General features: G+C 69.1%; 12 protein-coding genes and 1 pseudogene. 7 read left to right on the top strand and 6 right to left on the bottom strand.

What is annotated here, in order from left to right; translation table 11 throughout:
• Positions 1-16 precede the first annotated feature (16 nt).
• Together AC25Y0_RS07010 and AC25Y0_RS07005 are read right to left on the bottom strand one after the other, a co-directional pair.
• Complete coding sequence (locus AC25Y0_RS07010; protein WP_488122286.1) at positions 17-742, bottom strand: GntR family transcriptional regulator; 726 nt, start codon at positions 740-742, stop codon at positions 17-19.
• Complete coding sequence (locus AC25Y0_RS07005; RefSeq protein ID WP_488134430.1) at positions 742-2238, bottom strand: fumarylacetoacetate hydrolase family protein; 1497 nt, start codon at positions 2236-2238, stop codon at positions 742-744. The genes AC25Y0_RS07010 and AC25Y0_RS07005 overlap by 1 nt, the downstream gene beginning before the upstream one ends.
• A gap of 107 nt (positions 2239-2345) precedes the next feature.
• Here AC25Y0_RS07005 and AC25Y0_RS07000 point away from each other — a divergent pair, with 107 nt between their 5' ends.
• On the top strand, positions 2346-3734 hold the full coding sequence (locus tag AC25Y0_RS07000) for an MFS transporter (RefSeq protein WP_488121965.1): 1389 nt from the start codon (positions 2346-2348) through the stop codon (positions 3732-3734).
• A 35-nt stretch (positions 3735-3769) separates the two neighbouring features.
• A complete protein-coding gene (locus tag AC25Y0_RS06995; RefSeq protein WP_488134429.1) occupies positions 3770-5644 on the top strand; it encodes an FAD-dependent monooxygenase in 1875 nt (624 codons plus the stop codon).
• Positions 5645-5714: 70 nt separating this feature from the next.
• Here the strand turns inward: AC25Y0_RS06995 and paaK are convergent.
• Together paaK and AC25Y0_RS06985 are read right to left on the bottom strand one after the other, a co-directional pair.
• Positions 5715-7018: pseudogene (paaK, locus tag AC25Y0_RS06990) on the bottom strand (phenylacetate--CoA ligase PaaK).
• A gap of 65 nt (positions 7019-7083) precedes the next feature.
• Complete coding sequence (locus tag AC25Y0_RS06985) at positions 7084-7737, bottom strand: hypothetical protein (RefSeq protein WP_488134428.1); 654 nt, start codon at positions 7735-7737, stop codon at positions 7084-7086.
• Between the two features lie 12 nt (positions 7738-7749).
• Between AC25Y0_RS06985 and AC25Y0_RS06980 the strand changes: the two genes are divergently transcribed.
• Positions 7750-8646, top strand: coding sequence for a LysR family transcriptional regulator (locus tag AC25Y0_RS06980; protein ID WP_488134427.1), 897 nt, complete (start codon positions 7750-7752; stop codon positions 8644-8646).
• Positions 8647-8650: 4 nt separating this feature from the next.
• On the opposite strand, the gene AC25Y0_RS06975 is transcribed toward AC25Y0_RS06980, so the two are convergent.
• Entirely contained in the window at positions 8651-10300 is a 1650-nt protein-coding gene (locus tag AC25Y0_RS06975; RefSeq protein WP_488121970.1) for a thiamine pyrophosphate-binding protein, read from the bottom strand.
• A 205-nt stretch (positions 10301-10505) separates the two neighbouring features.
• On the opposite strand from AC25Y0_RS06975, the gene AC25Y0_RS06970 reads away from it, so the two are divergent.
• From AC25Y0_RS06970 to AC25Y0_RS06960, 3 genes are all read left to right on the top strand, one after another.
• Positions 10506-10802 carry a hypothetical protein gene (locus AC25Y0_RS06970; protein WP_488121971.1) on the top strand — a complete coding sequence of 99 codons (297 nt, stop codon included), beginning with the start codon at positions 10506-10508 and terminating at the stop codon, positions 10800-10802.
• A gap of 161 nt (positions 10803-10963) precedes the next feature.
• Entirely contained in the window at positions 10964-12433 is a 1470-nt protein-coding gene (locus AC25Y0_RS06965) for an NAD-dependent succinate-semialdehyde dehydrogenase (protein ID WP_488134426.1), read from the top strand.
• Between the two features lie 173 nt (positions 12434-12606).
• Complete coding sequence (locus AC25Y0_RS06960; protein ID WP_488121973.1) at positions 12607-14061, top strand: glyceraldehyde-3-phosphate dehydrogenase; 1455 nt, start codon at positions 12607-12609, stop codon at positions 14059-14061.
• 71 nt (positions 14062-14132) lie between these two features.
• On the opposite strand, the gene AC25Y0_RS06955 is transcribed toward AC25Y0_RS06960, so the two are convergent.
• Positions 14133-15569 carry a helix-turn-helix domain-containing protein gene (locus AC25Y0_RS06955; protein ID WP_488121974.1) on the bottom strand — a complete coding sequence of 479 codons (1437 nt, stop codon included), beginning with the start codon at positions 15567-15569 and terminating at the stop codon, positions 14133-14135.
• Positions 15570-15689: 120 nt separating this feature from the next.
• Between AC25Y0_RS06955 and AC25Y0_RS06950 the strand changes: the two genes are divergently transcribed.
• Positions 15690-17573: a phosphoenolpyruvate carboxykinase (GTP) gene (locus AC25Y0_RS06950; RefSeq protein WP_488134425.1), complete on the top strand. Its 1884-nt coding sequence runs from the start codon at positions 15690-15692 to the stop codon at positions 17571-17573.
• Positions 17574-17768: the final 195 nt, after the last annotated feature.

Below are 17768 nucleotides of genomic sequence, written 5' to 3'. Positions count from 1 at the left end.
CCTTCGCGGGAGGGGGTCAGAGTGTCGGGATCCCGAGGCTCTCATCGGGGTGCTCGTGGGTCATGTAGGCATCGAGGGTCGCCGAGCGGTGGCGGCGCGCGGCCTTCTCGATCTCGCCGAGCGGTGCGCCCGTCTCGATGAGGTGCAGGATGTTCTCGTGCTCGCGGACGGATTCGGCCGCACGGCCGGGCACGAAGCTGAACGTCGAGTCGCGCAGGTTTCCGAGGCGGGCCCACTCGCCCTGCACGAGCTCGGTCATCCGCGGATTGGGGCACGTCGAGAACAGGACGCTGTGGAACTCCTGGTTCAGCCGTGTGAAGGCGCGCGGGTCGAACTGGTCCAGCGTCTCGATCATGAGCTCGTTGATCGACCGGGCCCGTCGGATGTCGTCGGTCTGCAGGCCGCGCGCGGACAAGGCGGTCGCGGCGCCCTCGAGGATCGACAGGGCCTGCATGCTGTACCGGTACTGCGAGTCGTCCACCATCGACACGCGTGCGCCGACGTTGCGCTCGAACATCACGAGGCCCTCGGCCTCGAGGCGACGGATCGCTTCTCGCACGGGCACGACACTCATGTCGAGTTCGTGCGCGATCGTGCCGAGCACCAGGCGGTAGCCGGGCGTGAACTCCTGGCTTTCGATCCGCTCCTTGACCCACCAGTAGGCGCGCTGGGACTTGCTCGGCAGCGCCGTGCCCGCCGCAGCGTCGTCTTCCGCCGCCGATTCCTGCGGCTGCCGGAGCATCACGAGGGGTTCACCTCGGCGTCGAATCGTGCCCGCCATTCCGCGTTCATCGGGAAGAGTCCGTCGATGGGGTTCCCTTCGGCGACACGGGCGGCGATCCACGCATCCTCGTCCTCCTGGGCGAGAGCCGCGTCGGCGACCTCTTCGGCCAGGGCGGGCGGGATCACGATGACCCCGTCGGCGTCGCCCACGATGACATCGCCCGGCTGCACGGTCGTGCCACCGCATCCGATCGTGATGTCGTGGTCCCACGGCACGTGCTTGCGGCCGAGGACGGCGGGGTGTGCGCCGGCGGTGTAGACGGGGATGCCCACCGCGGTGACGGCGTCGACATCGCGCACGCCGCCGTCGGTCACGATGCCGGCCGCCCGTTGGGCGTGGGCGCGGATCGCGAGGATGTCGCCGAGCGTTCCCGATCCGCTCTCTCCGCGGGCCTCGATGACGATGACCTCGCCGTCTCGGACGGCGTCGAACGTGCGCTTCTGCGCGTTGTAGCCGCCGCCGTGACTCTTGAAGAGGTCTTCGCGGCTCGGGACGAACCGCAGGGTCTTCGCCGTGCCGACGATCTTGGCCGCGGGGTGCAGAGGGTGCACGCCGTCGATCGTGACGTTGTTGAGGCCGCGTTTGCGCAGCTGCTGCGACAGGCCCGCGACCGGCACCCGCTCGAGCTTGGCGCGCAGCTCGGGCGAAAGCGTGGGGGCATCAGCGGGCGGGAGCCCGGCCGCTTGGCGCGAGCCCCAGGCTTCGGCACGCTGCGTGTCGTCGACGGCCGGCAGCGAGCCGACCTCGGCATCGAACGGCACGTCGCCCGCCGTGACGGTCGTGACGAGGCGGCCGGTCGTGAGACCGGCAGCGGGTGCATCGACCTCGACCTCGACGACGTCACCGGGCCCGATGACGGTCGACCCGGCGGGCGTTCCCGTCAGGATCACATCGCCGGTCTCGAGCGTGAAGTGCTGCGACAGGTCGGCGACGAGCTGAGTGAGGGGGAAGATCATCCCGGCGCTCGTGTCGTCCTGCGCGAGCTCACCATTGACCCATGCGCGCACGCGGAGGGCGTCGGGGGCGACAGCGCGCGCATCGATCCGGCCGGGGCCGATCGGCGTGAACCCGTCGCCGCCCTTCGAGCGGACGTTCGAGCCCTTGTCGTTCGCGCGCAGGTCGTAGAGTCCGAGGTCGTTGGCGGCCGTCACGAACGCGACGTGGTCCCAGGCGTCGGCGATCGACACGCGCCGCGCCGGGGCGCCGATGACGAGGGCGATCTCGGCTTCGAAGGCGAGCAGTTCCGTCCCGGCGGGCCGCTCCACCGTGCCGCCGGTCGCGGCGACCGAGCTGGAGGGCTTGAAGAAGTAGGAGGGGTGCGCGGGGCGCCGGCCGCGCTGATCCGCGCGTGAGGCGTAGCTGAGATGGATGGCGATGATCTTGCCCGGGCGGACGGGCAACGCGGCGAAGCGGGGATCGTCGTTCCCGGTTCCGAGTGCGATGTTGTCAGTCATGAGCTCCCTCGCTCTTGCGTCGTATCCGAAATCGTATATGATCCTTCGGAACGGGGCAAGCGAACACCTTTGCCCGACATCGACGTCACATTTCGGGAGCATCGACGATGAGCACACCACAGCAGGGCCGATCCGGGGGCCTCACTCCCACCGGCACCATCGCCTCACACAAAGACCGTCGACGCGTCGTCTTCGCGACCGTCGTCGGCACGACCGTGGAGTGGTACGACTTCTTCGTCTACGCCTCTGCCGCCGGTCTCGTCTTCGGTCAGCTCTTCTTCGAAGGCCTGGGCGTCAACAGCCTGCTGATCTCGTTCGCGACGGTCGGCGTGAGCTTCCTGTTCCGCCCGCTCGGCGCGTTCCTCGCGGGGCACTTCGGCGACAAGTACGGCCGCAAGTTCGTGCTGATGGTGACCCTCATCCTCATGGGTGCGGCGACGACCCTGATCGGTGTCCTTCCGACGTACGAGACGATCGGCGTCGCGGCCCCGATCCTGCTCATCCTGCTGCGCATCGTGCAGGGCATCTCGGCCGGCGGAGAATGGGGCGGTGCCGTCCTGATGGCGGTCGAGCACGCACCCCGCACCCGCCGCGGCGTCTTCGGCGCGGCGCCGCAGATCGGCGTGCCGCTCGGGCTGCTGCTGGCCTCGGGCATCATGGCGCTCATGGCGATCATCGCGCCCGGCGATGCATTCCTCGAGTGGGGATGGCGCATTCCGTTCCTGCTGAGCATCGTGCTGATCCTGATCGGCTACTACGTGCGTCGCAAGGTCGAGGAGAGCCCGGTGTTCACCGAGCTCGCCGCGCGCAAAGAGAAGGCGCAGATGCCGATCGTGCAGCTGTTCAAGCGCCACCTGCTGCTCGTGATCATCGCCGCGCTCGTCTTCGCGGGCAACAACGCGGTGGGCTACATGACGACCGGCGGCTACATCCAGGGCTACGCGACGAACCCCGAGGGTCCGCTCCAGCTCGAGCGCGGTCCCGTGCTGTGGGCTGTCACCGGCTCGGCCGTGACGTGGCTGGCCTCGACCCTGTTCGCCGGATGGATCGCCGACAGGATCGGTCGTCGCACGACGTACCTCATCGGCTGGGTCCTGCAGCTGGGCGGCGTGTTCGCGCTGTTCCCGCTCGTGAACACCGGAAACGTCGGACTGCTCTTCGCGGGCCTGGCGATCCTGACGATCGGCCTGGGCTTCACGTACGGGCCGCAGGCGGCTCTCTACACCGAGCTCTTCCCCGCGAGTATCCGCTTCTCGGGTGTGTCGATCTCGTACGCGATCGGCGCGATCGCCGGTGGCGCCTTTGCCCCGATGATCGCCCAGTGGCTCGTGCAGACGACCGGCACGACGGACTCGGTCACCTGGTACCTGGCCGGCATGACGGTCGTCGGCCTCATCGCGACGCTGCTGCTGCGCGACCGCTCCGGGATTCCGCTCGGACCCGACCACGAGGCCGAGCAGTCGGTCAGCCCGATCTACGGACTGTCCAAGGCGTGAGCCGAACCATAGCCTGACGACAGCGAGGAGGACTCATGCAGTTCCATCACCACGGTTACGTCTCGAAGGATCCGCGCGTCCAGCCGGCCGCCGGGATCGGCCTCGTCCGACCCGCGGACCTGCCCGACGAGATGGATGTGCTGATCGTCGGGTCCGGCCCGGCGGGCATGCTGCTGGCAGCGCAGATGTCGCAGTTCCCCGACGTCGCGACGCGCATCATCGAGCGCCGCGAGGGGCGACTGCCGCTCGGTCAGGCCGACGGCATCCAGCCGCGCAGCGTCGAGACGTTCCAGGCGTTCGGCTTCGCCGAGCGGATCATCGCCGAGGCGTACAACATCGGCTACATGAACTTCTGGAACGCCGACCCCGAGAACCCGAAGAACATCATCCGCACGTCGCGGACCGAGGACTACGCGTACGACATCAGCGAGTTCCCGCACCTCATCGTCAACCAGGCGCGGGTGCTGGACTACTTCGCCGAAGCGGCGGCGAACGGCCCGGGGCGCATCGTGCCCGACTACGGGGTCGAGTTCCTCGGGCTCACGGTGCACGACGAGGGGGAGTACCCCGTCGAGGTGCGGGTGAAGTACGTCGGGGGCGACCGTGCAGGGCAGGAGCGCACGGTCCGCGCGAAGTACGTCGTCGGCAGCGACGGTGCACGAAGCGGAGTGCGCGAGGCGATCGGGCGCAAGCACACCGGCAGCGCGGCGCTGCACGCGTGGGGCGTCATGGACGTGCTCGTGAACACCGACTTCCCGGATTGGCGCACGAAGTGCGCGATCAACTCGGCCGCGGGCAATATCCTCCACATCCCGCGCGAGGGCGGCTACCTGAGCCGCATCTACGTCGACCTCGGTGAGGTCGCTGAAGATGACAACCACCGCGTGCGCAAGACGCCCGTCGAAGAGGTCATCCGCCGGGCGAACGACATCCTGCACCCCTACACGCTCGACGTGAAAGAGGTCGCGTGGTCGAGCGTCTACGAGGTCGGACACCGCGTCACCGACAAGTTCGACGACGTCGAGGTGGGCTCTGACCGGGCGCCACGGGTCTTCCTCACGGGCGACGCGTGCCACACGCACAGCGCGAAGGCCGGCCAGGGCATGAACGTGTCGATGCAGGACGGATTCAATCTCGGCTGGAAGCTCGGTTCGGTGCTCACGGGGCGCAGCGGCGTCGACCTGCTGTCGACCTACTCGGCCGAGCGTCAGCCCGTCGCCCAGCAGCTCATCGACTTCGACCGGGAGTGGTCAGCGCTCATGGCGCGCAAGCCCGAGGAGATCTCCGATCCGCAGGACTTGGCGACCCACTACCTCGCGACCGCGGAGTTCCCGTCCGGCTTCATGACGCAGTACGAAGAGTCCTCGATCGTAGGGGATGCCACGCACCAGGCGCTCGCGACGGGATTCCCGCTCGGCAAGCGCTTCGCATCGGCTCCTGTGACGCTCGCGTGCGACGGCAACGCCGTGCACCTGGGGCACCACGCGACCGCCGATGGTCGCTGGCGCGTGTATGCCTTCGCGGATGCCGCGGGCACGGCCCTCGCCGAATGGGGTGAGTGGATGGCCACCGCCGAGGACTCGCCCGTGCGTCGTCACACGCCTCAGGGTGCCGACATCGACGCGGTCTTCGACGTCAAGGCGATCTACCAGCAGTCCTACGACGAGGTCGACCTCTTGGGCGCGCCCGACATCTTCCGCCCGCAGTCCGGCCCGCTCGCGCTGACCGACTGGGAGAAGGTCTTCGCCGCCGGCCCCGCTCGCTGGAACACCGTCGACATCTTCGCCGAGCGCGGTCTGTCGCGTGACGGCGTCGTGGTCGTGGTGCGCCCCGATCAGTACGTCGCGGCGGTCCTGCCGCTGACGGCGACGGCGGAGCTCGCCGCCTTCTTCGACCGCTCGATGTCCTGACCACCCGTCGCTTCGCCGCCCGTTCCTGCGTGGGAGGGGCGGCGAAGCGCGGCGGGTGAGCTTTCGGGGGTCAGCGGCGGTCGTACACGCGCTGGTATTTGCCCTCGCTGCGCGGCAGCGCGCCGGGCTCTTCCAGCTGGACGGCCACGCGTGACCCGATGTGGATCTTGATGCGCTCCGCGAGCACGTCCGTCGCCGCTTCGCAGACGGCCCGTTCCAGATGCGGTGGGCGCTCGATGCGCACCGTCATGGCGTCGAGTCGGCCTGCCCGCGTCAGCTCGATGATGAAGTGCGGCGTGAGCGTCTCGATGCCGAGCACGAGCTCCTCGATCTGCGTCGGGAAGATGTTGACGCCGCGCAGGATGATCATGTCGTCATTGCGCCCGGTGATCTTCTCCATCCGGCGCATCCCCGGGCGTGCCGTCCCGGGAAGCAGGCGCGTGAGGTCGCGCGTCCGGTAGCGCAACACGGGAAAGGCCTCTTTCGTGAGGGAGGTGAAGACGAGCTCACCTCGTTCACCGTCGGCCAGCGGCTCGCCGTCCGGGTCGATGATCTCGGGGATGAAGTGGTCCTCCCACAGGTGCGGGCCGTCCTTCGTCTCGACGCATTCGTTGCCGACGCCCGGACCCATGACTTCGCTCAGTCCGTAGATGTCGACCGCGTCGAGGTCGAGCCGGCGTTCGAGTTCGACACGCATCTCGTTCGTCCAGGGCTCGGCGCCGAGGATCGCCACGGTAAGGCTCGTTCTGCGCGGGTCGATCCCGGCCGCCTCCATCGCGTCGGCGATCGCGAGCAGATAGCTCGGCGTGCACATGATCGCGTCGGGCTCGAAGTCGCGGATGAGCTGCACCTGCCGCGCGGTCTGGCCGCCCGACATCGGGATGACCGTCGCGCCGAGCCGCTCGATGCCGGCGTGCGCACCGAGACCGCCCGTGAACAGCCCGTACCCGTACGCGTTGTGCACCTTCATCCCTGCCCGCACCCCGCTCGCTCGCAGGGAGCGAGCCACGAGTGCGGCCCAGTTGTCCAGACCCCCTGGGTGTATCCGACGACCGTGGGCCGTCCCGTGGTTCCCGAGGAGGCATGGATGCGCCGCACATCCGCCATCGGGACGGCGAACATGCCGAAGGGGTAGGTCTGCCGCAGATCCTCCTTCGTCGTGAAGGGGAGCAGCGCGAGGTCGCCGAGCGAGCGGATGTCGTCGGGGTGCACCCCCGCCTCGTCGAGCTTGAGGGTGTAGAGGGGGACGTTCGCGTACGCGTGGCGCACGGTCTGCTGCAGCCGCGACAACTGCAGCGCCTCGATCTCGTCCCGTGACATCCGCTCCTCGGGGTCGAGGTCGTCGCCTCGGGTCTCAGGCGCTGTTGTCGGCATCGGGTTCCGTTTCTCGAGAAGGGAGCCGGCGGACCCGGATCATGCCCGGGTCCGCCGGCTCGGGGTCATCCGCCCGGCGGGTACTTGTCGATGATTCCGGCCAGCAGCTCTGCGGCGCGGGCACCCGTGATGACCTCGTCAGGGGATACCGGCGTGACGACCTTGGACTCGGTGTCCTCGGAGACGTGCTCGCCGATCATGAGCTGATTCTCGTCGTACATCCAGGCAAACGCGAGCGTGCGCCGCACGAGGTACCAGCTGTCGGCGTCGTACTCCGAGCTCGCGGCCGACTCGTCGCCGGCCGAGGCGAACACATTGTCGCCGAGCAGCCTGCCCGGCACGAACTGGCTGAACTCCGCTTCTCCCGCGAAGCCCCACTCGGCGACGGCCATGTTCTGCCGGCCGGTCCACATGACGAGCATGTCCATGTCGGCGAGCATCGCGTAGAAGTCGCGCACCTGCTGCATCCCGTCCAGGATGATGCCCGCACCGCCCTCGAAGATGCGGTACTTCGGGTGGCGGACGGTCATGTTCTCGGCGAGCAGCTCGTCGTAACGGCCCGATACCTCCAGCATCCCGTGACGGCGGTAGTTGATCAGGATGCGGCGGCGGGCGGGGATCGTCTCGGTGATGAGCGCGTCGATGTCATCCATCTGATGGACGAACTCGTACTCGTACGAGGTGCGCGGCTCGGCGGCGGGTGGGGTCGTGATCGTCATGTGGAGGCTGCGATGACGGAGTTTCTGAACCTCAATCTCGTGCACTCGCTCGCCGTGCTGATCGAGGAAGGCGCGTTCACGCGCGCCGCGGAACGACTGCACATCACGCCACCCGCGATGACGCAGCAGATCCAGCGGCTCGAGAGCGCCGTCGGTATGGTTCTCGTCGAGCGCGGCACAAAGCCCGTGCGGCTCACGGCGGCGGGGGAGCGCTTCATGGAGCATGCCTCCGTCTCGCTCCCGCACGCTCGCCTCGCGATGGGCGAGACGGTGGATCCCGAGCTGCGCATCGGCTCCATCAACGGCTACCCCGCAGGACCTGACACGGGGTTCCTCGGGACGTATCGCCGGTCGCGCCCGGACACCCGCATCCGACTCGTGCAGGTCGGGTGGGGCGAGCAAGTGAGTCGCCTGCTCGCGGGCGATGTCGACGCCTCGCTCGCGCGTCCGCCCTACGCCGGCACGGACGGACTGGACATGATCCCCGTGCACGTCGAGCCGCGCGTCGTGGGTGTTCCGGTCGACTCAGCGCTGGCGCACCTCGTCGAGGTCACCCTCGCCGATCTCGACGGCCACTCGATGATCGGCGCCGCCGGCACGGCGCGGGAATGGACGCGGTTCTGGGTCGTCGATCCGCGACCGAGCGGCGCTCCGGTTCGTTACGGCGCCTGGGTCGAGACGATGGAGGAGGCGCTCAACCAGGTGGCCTTCGAGGGGCACCTGCTGATGACCGCCGCGTCCGTGGCGTCTCGGCTCCACCATCCGGGGGTCGTGTACCGGCCGGTCGCCGACGCGGGCGAGTGCCACGTCTACCTCTGCACGCGGCGCACCGACTCCCGCTCGGCCATCCGCGATCTGCGCCGCGCCGCGGCGGCCACCGCTGTCTCACACGGGGCTCCGCCCGCGTAGGCGGTCAGGAGTTCACGCGGATGATCTCCTGCTGGTAGGGCGCGACGACCGAGCCCGAGATGCGGACATCCAGCAGCAGGTGGGGGCGAGTGGCGGGGTCTTCTCGGGTCCACGCGGCGAGGCGGTCGAGATCCGCGAGCTCGCGCACGATGACGCCCTCGGCGCCGACGGCGCGTGCGAGTCCGGCGAAGTCGACATCGGGGATCATCATGGGACCCGTTGCGACGCCCTTGAGGCCGTACAGATTCACCTCGGCGCCATACGCGCCGTCGTTCCACACGACCGTGAGGCCGCGCCCGCCCGCGACGCGCACGGCCGACTCGAGGTCGGCGAGCGCCATCAGCCCGCCGCCGTCTCCTGTCGTGAGCACGATGGTCGCTTCGGGCCTGGCCAGCGCCGCCCCGGGAACCGAGGGGAATCCGAGCCCGATCGACTGGTAGGCCGTGCCGACCATCATCATGCGGTCGGGCGAGGCGACGGGCCAGTACATGTTGGCCCACCCGATGAAGTGCCCGCCGTCCGAGACGACGACACGATCCTCGGGCAGCAGGTCGCCGATGCGGGCCGCGACGCTGCGCGGGTCGAGACGGCCGTCGGCTGCGACGCCCTCGCCCGGCTCCTGCGTGCGCACCGCGGCGATGTCGACCGCCTCGCGCCACCCCGACGATGTCGCACCGAGCGCGGCCAGCTCGATGTTGAGTGCTTCGGCGACGACGCGGGCGTCGCCGCGGATGTAGCCGCCGACATGCGGATGCGTCGCGGTGGGTGCGACGTCGACCTGGACGACGCGCGTGGCGGGCGAGAAGAGCTCGCCGAAGCGCATCGTGAACTGGTTGAGCGAGGCCCCGAAGACGACGGCGACGTCGGCGTCGCGGACGAGTTCCATGGCTGCTTCGGCGCCGAAGCCACCCGTCACGCCCAGGTCGAACTCCGTGAGGGGGAACACTCCGCGCCCGAGTGCCGTGCCCGCCGTGATCGCGCCCGTGGCATCGGCGAGCACGCCGAGAGCGTCACTTGCCCCGGAGACCCACGCCCCGCGGCCCGCGAGCAGGAAGGGGCGTCGCGCTCCGGCCAGGGTGCGGGCGAGTTCGATGACGCTCTCGCGCCCGAACGGGCTCGGCTGCAGGGGGCCGGGCAGGCGCGGGGCGAGGGTCTCGGGCACGGGCCCCGCCTCGAGCGTCGCGACGTCGTAGGGGATCGCGAGCACGGTGGGCACGCGGTAGGTGAGGGCGTGCTCGATCGCGATGAGGGTTGTCGCCGCGGCATCCGCCCGGCCGACCGTGTAGGTGCGCGCACCGACCGCCGACGCGAGGGCGATCTGGTCGACGTCCCACGGGCGCGGGCCCGACGTCGGCTCGTCGCCGGCCACGAGCACGAGCGGCACGTGCGCCTGCACCGCCTCGGCGAGCGCGGTCAGCGTGTTGGTGAATCCCGCGCCGTACGTCGCGGTCGCGGCGGCGAGGCGCCCCGACGCGCGATGGAATGCGTCGGCGGCGACGACGGCGCCCGCTTCGTGCCGGACGGCGGTGTACCCGGCGGGGGTGTCGCGCACGAGGGCGTCGAGGAACCAGGCGTTGCCGTTGCCCATGACACCGAAGACGTGATCGATGTGGCGGGCGAGGGTCACGGCGACGTGGGCGGAGACGGTGGGCATGAGAACTCCCGAGAACAGGGACGACGAAGCAAGGCCGTATGTGTCTCGCGCGCCCAGACCCCTGTCGGGGCGGCTGCGTGCCCATTTTTCGAGCACCGGGCGGCAGCAGCCGCCGGACGGTTCGAGTATAGGTCTCGCCCCCCCCGGTCGGCTCGGCCCTTTCGATGCGCTCTCTCGTGGTCACAGCGGGGGCCATGATGGAGGGATGAAGACGACCCAGCTGCGCCGGTACACCCTCGTCGACGGACAATACGACGACTTCGTCGCATGGTGGGGCAGGACGATGAGGGTCGTTCGGCCGGCGGCGGGGTTCGAGATCGAGTTCGCGTACGGCATCCGCGAGACGAACGAGTTCATCTGGGCGGTCAGCATCGAGGGGGATGAAGAGGCCTTCCTCGCGCTCGAGACCGAGTACAAGGCGTCCGACGCTCGCGCCGCCGCCTTCGCCGGCGAGCCCGATCGGATCGCCGACACGGACGTGCGGTTCGTCGAGAGCTTCTGATCCGTTCGCCGCGACGGAGGGGTCACGGCCGGGTTCTGTACACGCAGCACATCGCCGCTACGCGTGCGTCGGGGTGACAATAGGACCGCGAACCGCGAGATCGTATACGATTTGAGGATGCCGCGTGAGGCGGCATCCCGGATATGACGAGGGAGTCCCCCGTGAGCCTCAACCGTGAGACCGAGCTGCTGGCATCCGTCGAGGACGGGCTGTTCATCGATGGCCAGTGGCGTGCCGCCGCAGACGGACGCACGCTCGATGTGTTCGATCCCGCGACGGGCGAGGTCGTCAAGACGATCGCGAGCGCGGGACCGGCCGACGGCAAGGCCGCTCTCGACGCGGCTGTCGACGCGTTCCCCGCCTGGGCGGCGACCCCTGCCCGGGAACGCGCCGAGATCCTGCGCCGTGCGTTCGACCTGCTGCAGGAGCGCAAAGAGGACTTCGCGCTGCTCATGACGATCGAGATGGGCAAGCCCCTCGCCGAGGCGCGCGGCGAGGTCGCGTACGGCGGAGAGTTCCTGCGCTGGTTCAGCGAGGAGACCCCGCGCATACAGGGTCGTTACGGGGCGAACCCCGAGGGCACCGGCCGCATGATCGTGTCGCAGCATCCCGTCGGCCCGTGCTACCTGATCACGCCGTGGAACTTCCCGCTCGCGATGGCCACCCGCAAGATCGCCCCCGCCCTGGCCGCCGGGTGCACGGTCGTCATCAAGCCGGCCGCGCTCACGCCCCTCACGACGCTGTACTTCGCGCAGCTGCTGCAGGAGGCCGGCGTGCCGGCGGGCGTCGTCAACGTCATCGCGACGTCGTCGTCCGGCGCCGTGTCCGAGCCGATCATCAGAGACCCTCGCCTGCGCAAGCTGTCGTTCACGGGATCGACCCCTGTCGGCCAGCGCCTGCTCGAGCAGGCGGCCGAGGGCGTGCTGCGCACGTCGATGGAACTCGGCGGTAACGCCCCCTTCGTCGTGTTCGACGATGCCGACCTCGACAAGGCGGTCGAAGGCGCCCTCCTGGCGAAGTTCCGCAACATCGGTCAGGCCTGCACCGCCGCTAACCGGTTCATCGTCCACCGCTCCATCGCCGATGAGTTCGCCGCGCGGGTGACCGAGCGCGTGCAGGGCATGAAGATCGGCCGTGGAACCGACGACGGCGTGCAGATCGGGCCCCTCATCGACGACAAGGCCGTGGCGAAAGCCGAAGAGCTCGTGACGGATGCCGTCGGTCGCGGCGCCACGCTGCGCACGGGCGGCGAGCGGCTCGAGGGAACGGGGACGTTCTACCAGCCGACCGTCATCAGTGACGTGCAGCCCGGAAGCGACATCCTCCGCGAGGAGATCTTCGGGCCGGTGCTCGCGATCATCCCCTTCGACACCGAAGACGACGCCGTGCGGCTCGCGAACGACACCGAGTACGGGCTCGTCTCGTACGTCTTCACCGAGAATCTCGCCCGCGGGCAGCGCATGATCGAACGGCTCGAGACCGGCATGATGGGCCTCAACGTCGGCGTCGTCTCGAACGCCGCGGCGCCGTTCGGCGGGTGGAAGATGTCGGGTCTGGGCCGCGAGGGCGGCGCCGAAGGCATCAGCGAGTACCTCCAGACCAAGTACACGCTCACGGCCAACCCCTTCTGATCCGCGGACGTTGCCGCCCCGGAAAGAAGGGTGCTTCTTGACGCGCGGCGACGGGTTGAGGCCGCGGAATCCTTCATGACGGCCTTCTAGAATTGGTCGCGGTCGATTCGACCGCCCACTTCCCCCAGACGCAGCGCGGCGGGTCGCACTCCCCGGCGCGCAGAGGAGCATGCATGCCCACGTACGACGAAGACCGCGCGGCCTGGGTCGCACTCGAGCAGGTCGCCGAGCGGATGATCCCGCACATCGGCGCGCTCTACCGCGACCGAGGCGTCGTGACGTCTCTGCACGGACACCGCCTCATCAACCTGTCGGTCACCGGCATCATCGAGGCGCACGAGCGCGTCGAGCAGCTGGGCCACGCCGCCATCCCCCTCGAGGAGACCCTGCGTGTCCTCGAGGGCCTGCGCGCGATCGCCCCGGGCCCCGCATCGCTCGATGTCGCGCGACTCATCCTCGGGCACGAAGAATCAGGCGTCGACCTCGAGGAGTACCTGGCCCGCGAGCTCGCCGACGTGCTCGACGCCGATGCGTACCCCGCCGGTGGCGCCGACGTCGTGCTGTACGGCTTCGGCCGCATCGGGCGCCTGCTCGCCCGCATCCTCGTCGCCCACCAGGGCGGTGGCCGCGGCCTGCGCCTGCGCGCCGTCGTCGTGCGAAAGGGCGGATCGAACGACCTCGTCAAGCGCGCGAGCCTGCTTCTGCGCGACTCTGTGCACGGGCCCTTCGCCGGCACGGTCACGGTCGACGAAGATGCACAGCAGATCATCGCGAACGGCACGCGCATCCAGGTCATCTACGCCGATGACCCCGCCGCGATCGACTACACGTCGTACGGCATCCGTGATGCGATCGTCGTCGACAACACCGGTCGCTGGCGTGACGAAGAGGGACTGTCGCAGCACCTGCGGTCGACCGGCGTCGCGCGCGTCCTGCTGACGGCCCCCGGCAAGACCCCGATCAAGAACATCGTCTACGGCATCAACAACGACACGATCACCCCCGAGGATCGCATCCTGTCGGCCGCGTCGTGCACGACCAACGCGATCACCCCCGTGCTGAAGGCCATCGACGAGGCCTACGGCGTCGTTCGCGGTCACGTCGAGACGGTGCACTCGTTCACGAACGACCAGAACCTGATCGACAACTTCCACAACGGCGACCGTCGCGGGCGCTCGGCTGTGCTCAACATGGTCATCACCGAGACGGGCGCCGCGAAGGCTGTCGCCAAGGCGCTGCCGCAGCTCGAGGGCAAGCTCACCGGCTCGGCGATCCGCGTGCCCACGCCGAACGTCTCGCTCGCCGTCCTCAACCTGACGCTCGAGCGCCCGACGAACAAGGACGAGGTCAACGACTACCTGCGCCGCGCGTCGCTGCACTCCAAGCTGCGCCAGCAGATCGACTACGTCGAGTCGCCCGAGGTCGTGTCCACCGACTTCGTCGGCTCGCACCGCGCGGGCATCGTCGACGGTCTGGCGACGATCGCCGACGAGACCAACCTGATCCTCTACGTCTGGTACGACAACGAGTTCGGCTACTCGACGCAGGTCGTGCGCGTCGTCGAGCAGATGGCCGGAACGCACCCCACGGTGCTCCCGCCTCGCGTCGAGGTCACCGTCGAAAGCTGAGCGCACCCGCGCATTCGAGCACCCTCGCCTCGAGCCGGCCCAGTGCCGGCATGGAGCGAGGGTGCTTCGGCTCAGGCGTGCCGGTCGAGGAAGGCGTAGACCTCGTTGTCGTCGACTCCCGGGAAAGCTCCGCGGGGGAGCGGCGAGAACATCTGCATGTGCACGCGCGCGCTCGGCCAGGCCTTGCCCGCCCACCGCGCGGTGACGTCGGCCGGCGCGCGGCGACAGCAGGACTCGCCCGGGCACGTCGACACACCGCGCTTCTGGGTCTCCCGCCCACGGAACCAGCGCGCGTCATCGAACGGCACGCCGACCGTGATCGAGAACTCGCCGTCAGACGTCGAGCCGATCTGGGTCGAGCACCAGTACGTGCCGGCGGGGGTGTCGGTGTACTGGTAGTGCTCGGTCGTGCGGTTCTGCTCTGAGAAGGCCGCGCGCGCCGAGAACTTGCGGCACGCGATCTGGCCGTCCACGGCGCCCGTGACGTCCATGGGCAGTGGCAGGTCGTCGTTCTCGTAGACGCGCGAGATCGTGCCCACGCCGTCGACGCGCAGGAAGTGCATCTTGATGCCCAGGTGGTGCGTGGCGAGGTTGGTGAGCCGCATTCCGGCGGCTTCGTGGGTCACACCGAACGCATCGCGGAAGTCCTCGACGGCGAGGTTCCGGTCCTTCTTGGCCTGCTGCAGGAATGCCACCGATGCCGTCTCGGGCATGAGGCAGCAGGCCGCGTAGTAGTTGATCTCGAGCCGCTGCTGCAGGAAGTCGGCGTAGTCGGTCGGCCGCACATGGCCGAGGAGCCGATGCGCCATCGCCTGCAACGCCATCGACCGCAGGCCGTGTCCGCCGGGGATCGAGGCGGGCGGCAGGTAGATGCGGCCGTTCTCGAGGTCGGTGACCGAGCGCGCGGAGTGCGGCAGATCGTTGACGTAGATGAGCTCGAAGCCGAGCTTCTCGGCCATGATGCTCACGGTGCGGTGCGTGAGAGCTCCCGAGACGTGCCCGGCGGCCCGGAGCTGCTTCTCGGCGAGCTTCTCGATGTCGGGCAGGTAGTTGTCGATCCGGCGCATCTTCAGGCGCAGCTCGGTGTTCGCCCGGCGGGCTTCTTCGGGTGTCGCGATGGCTTCGCTCTCGCGCCGCTGCAGTTCGCGGTGGAGGCCGAGGATCGACTCGATCGTCTCGTCGGTCATGCCCTTCGTCACCTTAACGGGGGCGACGCCGAGCTGACGGAACACCGAGCTCGACTGGGCGCGATCCAGCTCGATCTCGAGCGCCGCGCGCCGATTGGGCGGTTCGTTCGAGAGCAGGTCGGCGACCTCGACTCCGGTCGCCGCCCCGATGGCCTGCAGGACGGACAGTTTCGGCTCGCGCTTGCCGTTCTCGATGAGGCTGAGCTGACTGCCCGCGATCCCCACGATCTCGCCCAGTTCGTCGAGCGTGAGGCCCGTGCTCACGCGCTGATGACGGATGCGATGACCCAGGGTCGACAGTTCGAGCGAGGAGGGTGCCATTCCTTGATCGTATCGAAAGAATGGCAGAATTTGCCACGCTCAAACGCCGAAAGTGCGCCCGAATGCGACCAGAGTGGACGTGCACGCGTTTTCCGTGCCGCCGACCGAGAGGACATCCCCATGGCTCTGGCCGACATCTCCACGCGAATCGCCCCCGGCAGCATCCCCGCCGATGCAGCCCCTGAGGCGGGCTATGGCGCGCACCCGGGGGTCTCGGGCCCGGGCATGGCCGACCTCGAGGCGTGGGTCGACGAGATCGCGGCGCTGACCAAGCCCGACCGCATCCACTGGGTCGACGGCTCGCCGTCCGAGAATGACGCGCTGCTGCGCCAGATGGTCGACGACGGCCAGCTCATCAAGCTCAATCCCGAGTGGCGTCCGGGGTCGTACCTCGCCCGCTCGCACCCGAGTGACGTCGCCCGCACCGAGGGCCGCACCTTCATCGCCTCCGAGCGCGAAGAAGACGCCGGCCCGACCAACAACTGGGTCGCCCCCGACGAGATCCGCCAGACGATCACCCCGCTGTTCGAGGGCTCGATGAAGGGCCGCACGATGTACGTCGTGCCGTTCTCGATGGGAGCCGTCGGCGGTCCGCTGTCGCACATCGGGGTTCAGGTCACGGACAGCGCCTACGCGGTGGCATCCATCGAGATCATGACGCGCGTGGGCACCGACGTTCTGCGCGAGATCGCCAACGGCGCCCCGTGGGTCAAGACCGTGCACACGGTCGGCGCACCGCTCGCAGAGGGCGAGCAGGATGTCGCGTGGCCCTGCAACGACGAGAAGTACATCGTTCACTTCCCCGACACGCTCGAGGTGTGGTCCTTCGGTTCGGGATACGGCGGCAACGCGATCCTGGCGAAGAAGTGCTTCGCTCTGCGCATCGCCTCGGTCATCGGCCGCGACGAGGGCTGGCTCGCTGAGCACATGCTGCTCATCCGTGTCATCTCGCCCGAGGGCAAGGCGTACCACGTCGCGGCCGCGTTCCCGTCGGCCTGCGGCAAGACCAACCTCGCGATGCTGCGCCCGACCATCCCCGGCTGGCGCGTCGAGACGCTCGGCGATGACATCGCCTGGCTCCGCCCCGGTGCCGACGGTCGCCTGTGGGCGATCAACCCCGAGGCCGGGTTCTTCGGCGTCGCGCCGGGCACGGGCGAGTCCACCAACGTCACGGCCGTCGAGACGCTCTGGGGCAACACGATCTTCACGAACGTCGCGCTGCGCCCCGACGGTGACGTGTGGTGGGAGGGCCTGACCGATGAGGTCCCCGCCGAGCTGACCGACTGGCAGGGCGAGCCCTGGACGCCGGCATCCGGTCGTCCTGCCGCCCACCCCAACTCGCGCTTCACGGTCGCCGCGGCGCAGTGCCCGCAGATCGCCTCGGACTGGGACGCGCCCGAGGGCGTGCCGCTGGATGCGATCCTGTTCGGCGGTCGCCGTGCGACCAACGTGCCGCTCGTCGTCGAGGCGACGGACTGGACGCACGGCGTGTTCATGGGCTCGAACGTCTCCTCCGAGCGCACCGCAGCCGCAGAGGGCACGGTCGGGGAACTGCGCCGCGATCCGTTCGCGATGCTGCCGTTCTGCGGGTACAACATGGCCGACTACTTCGGGCACTGGCTCAAGGTCGGTCAGAAGCTGCGCTTCGACCGCGCGCCGCGCGTGTTCCAGGTGAACTGGTTCCGCAAGGGCTCGGACGGCCGCTTCCTGTGGCCCGGCTTCGGTGAGAACTCGCGCGTCATCGACTGGATCATCCGCCGCATCGAAGGCGACGTCTCCGCCGTGGACAGCCCGATCGGGCGTCTGCCGCACACGTCGGACCTCAACCTCGACGGCATCGACGTGCCGCAGGAAGACCTCGACGAGCTCTTCGCGATCGACCGTGCGTCGTGGGCGAAGGAAGCCGACCTGACGGAGGAGTTCTACCAGACCTTCGACGGACGCGTGCCCGCGCCGCTGTGGGCTGAACTCGCCGCGCTGCGCTACCGCCTGCAGCGGGCCTGATCGACCTGACGGATGCCCTGACCCGCCCGCACCGCGGGGGTCGGGGCATTCGCGCGCGCGGCACGATCCGCGGCGCTCGTGCGCGTCTGAGTCGCCCGTTCGTTTGCCTCGGTGTGCGCTGGGGTGCTTGTTCGTTTGCCTCGGTGTGCGCTGGCGTGTCCGTTCGTTTGCCTCGATCTGCACTTCTGTGCGGCC

This window comes from Microbacterium sp. Y547 (assembly GCF_057669785.1).
This window is presented reverse-complemented; position numbering and strand designations above follow the sequence as displayed.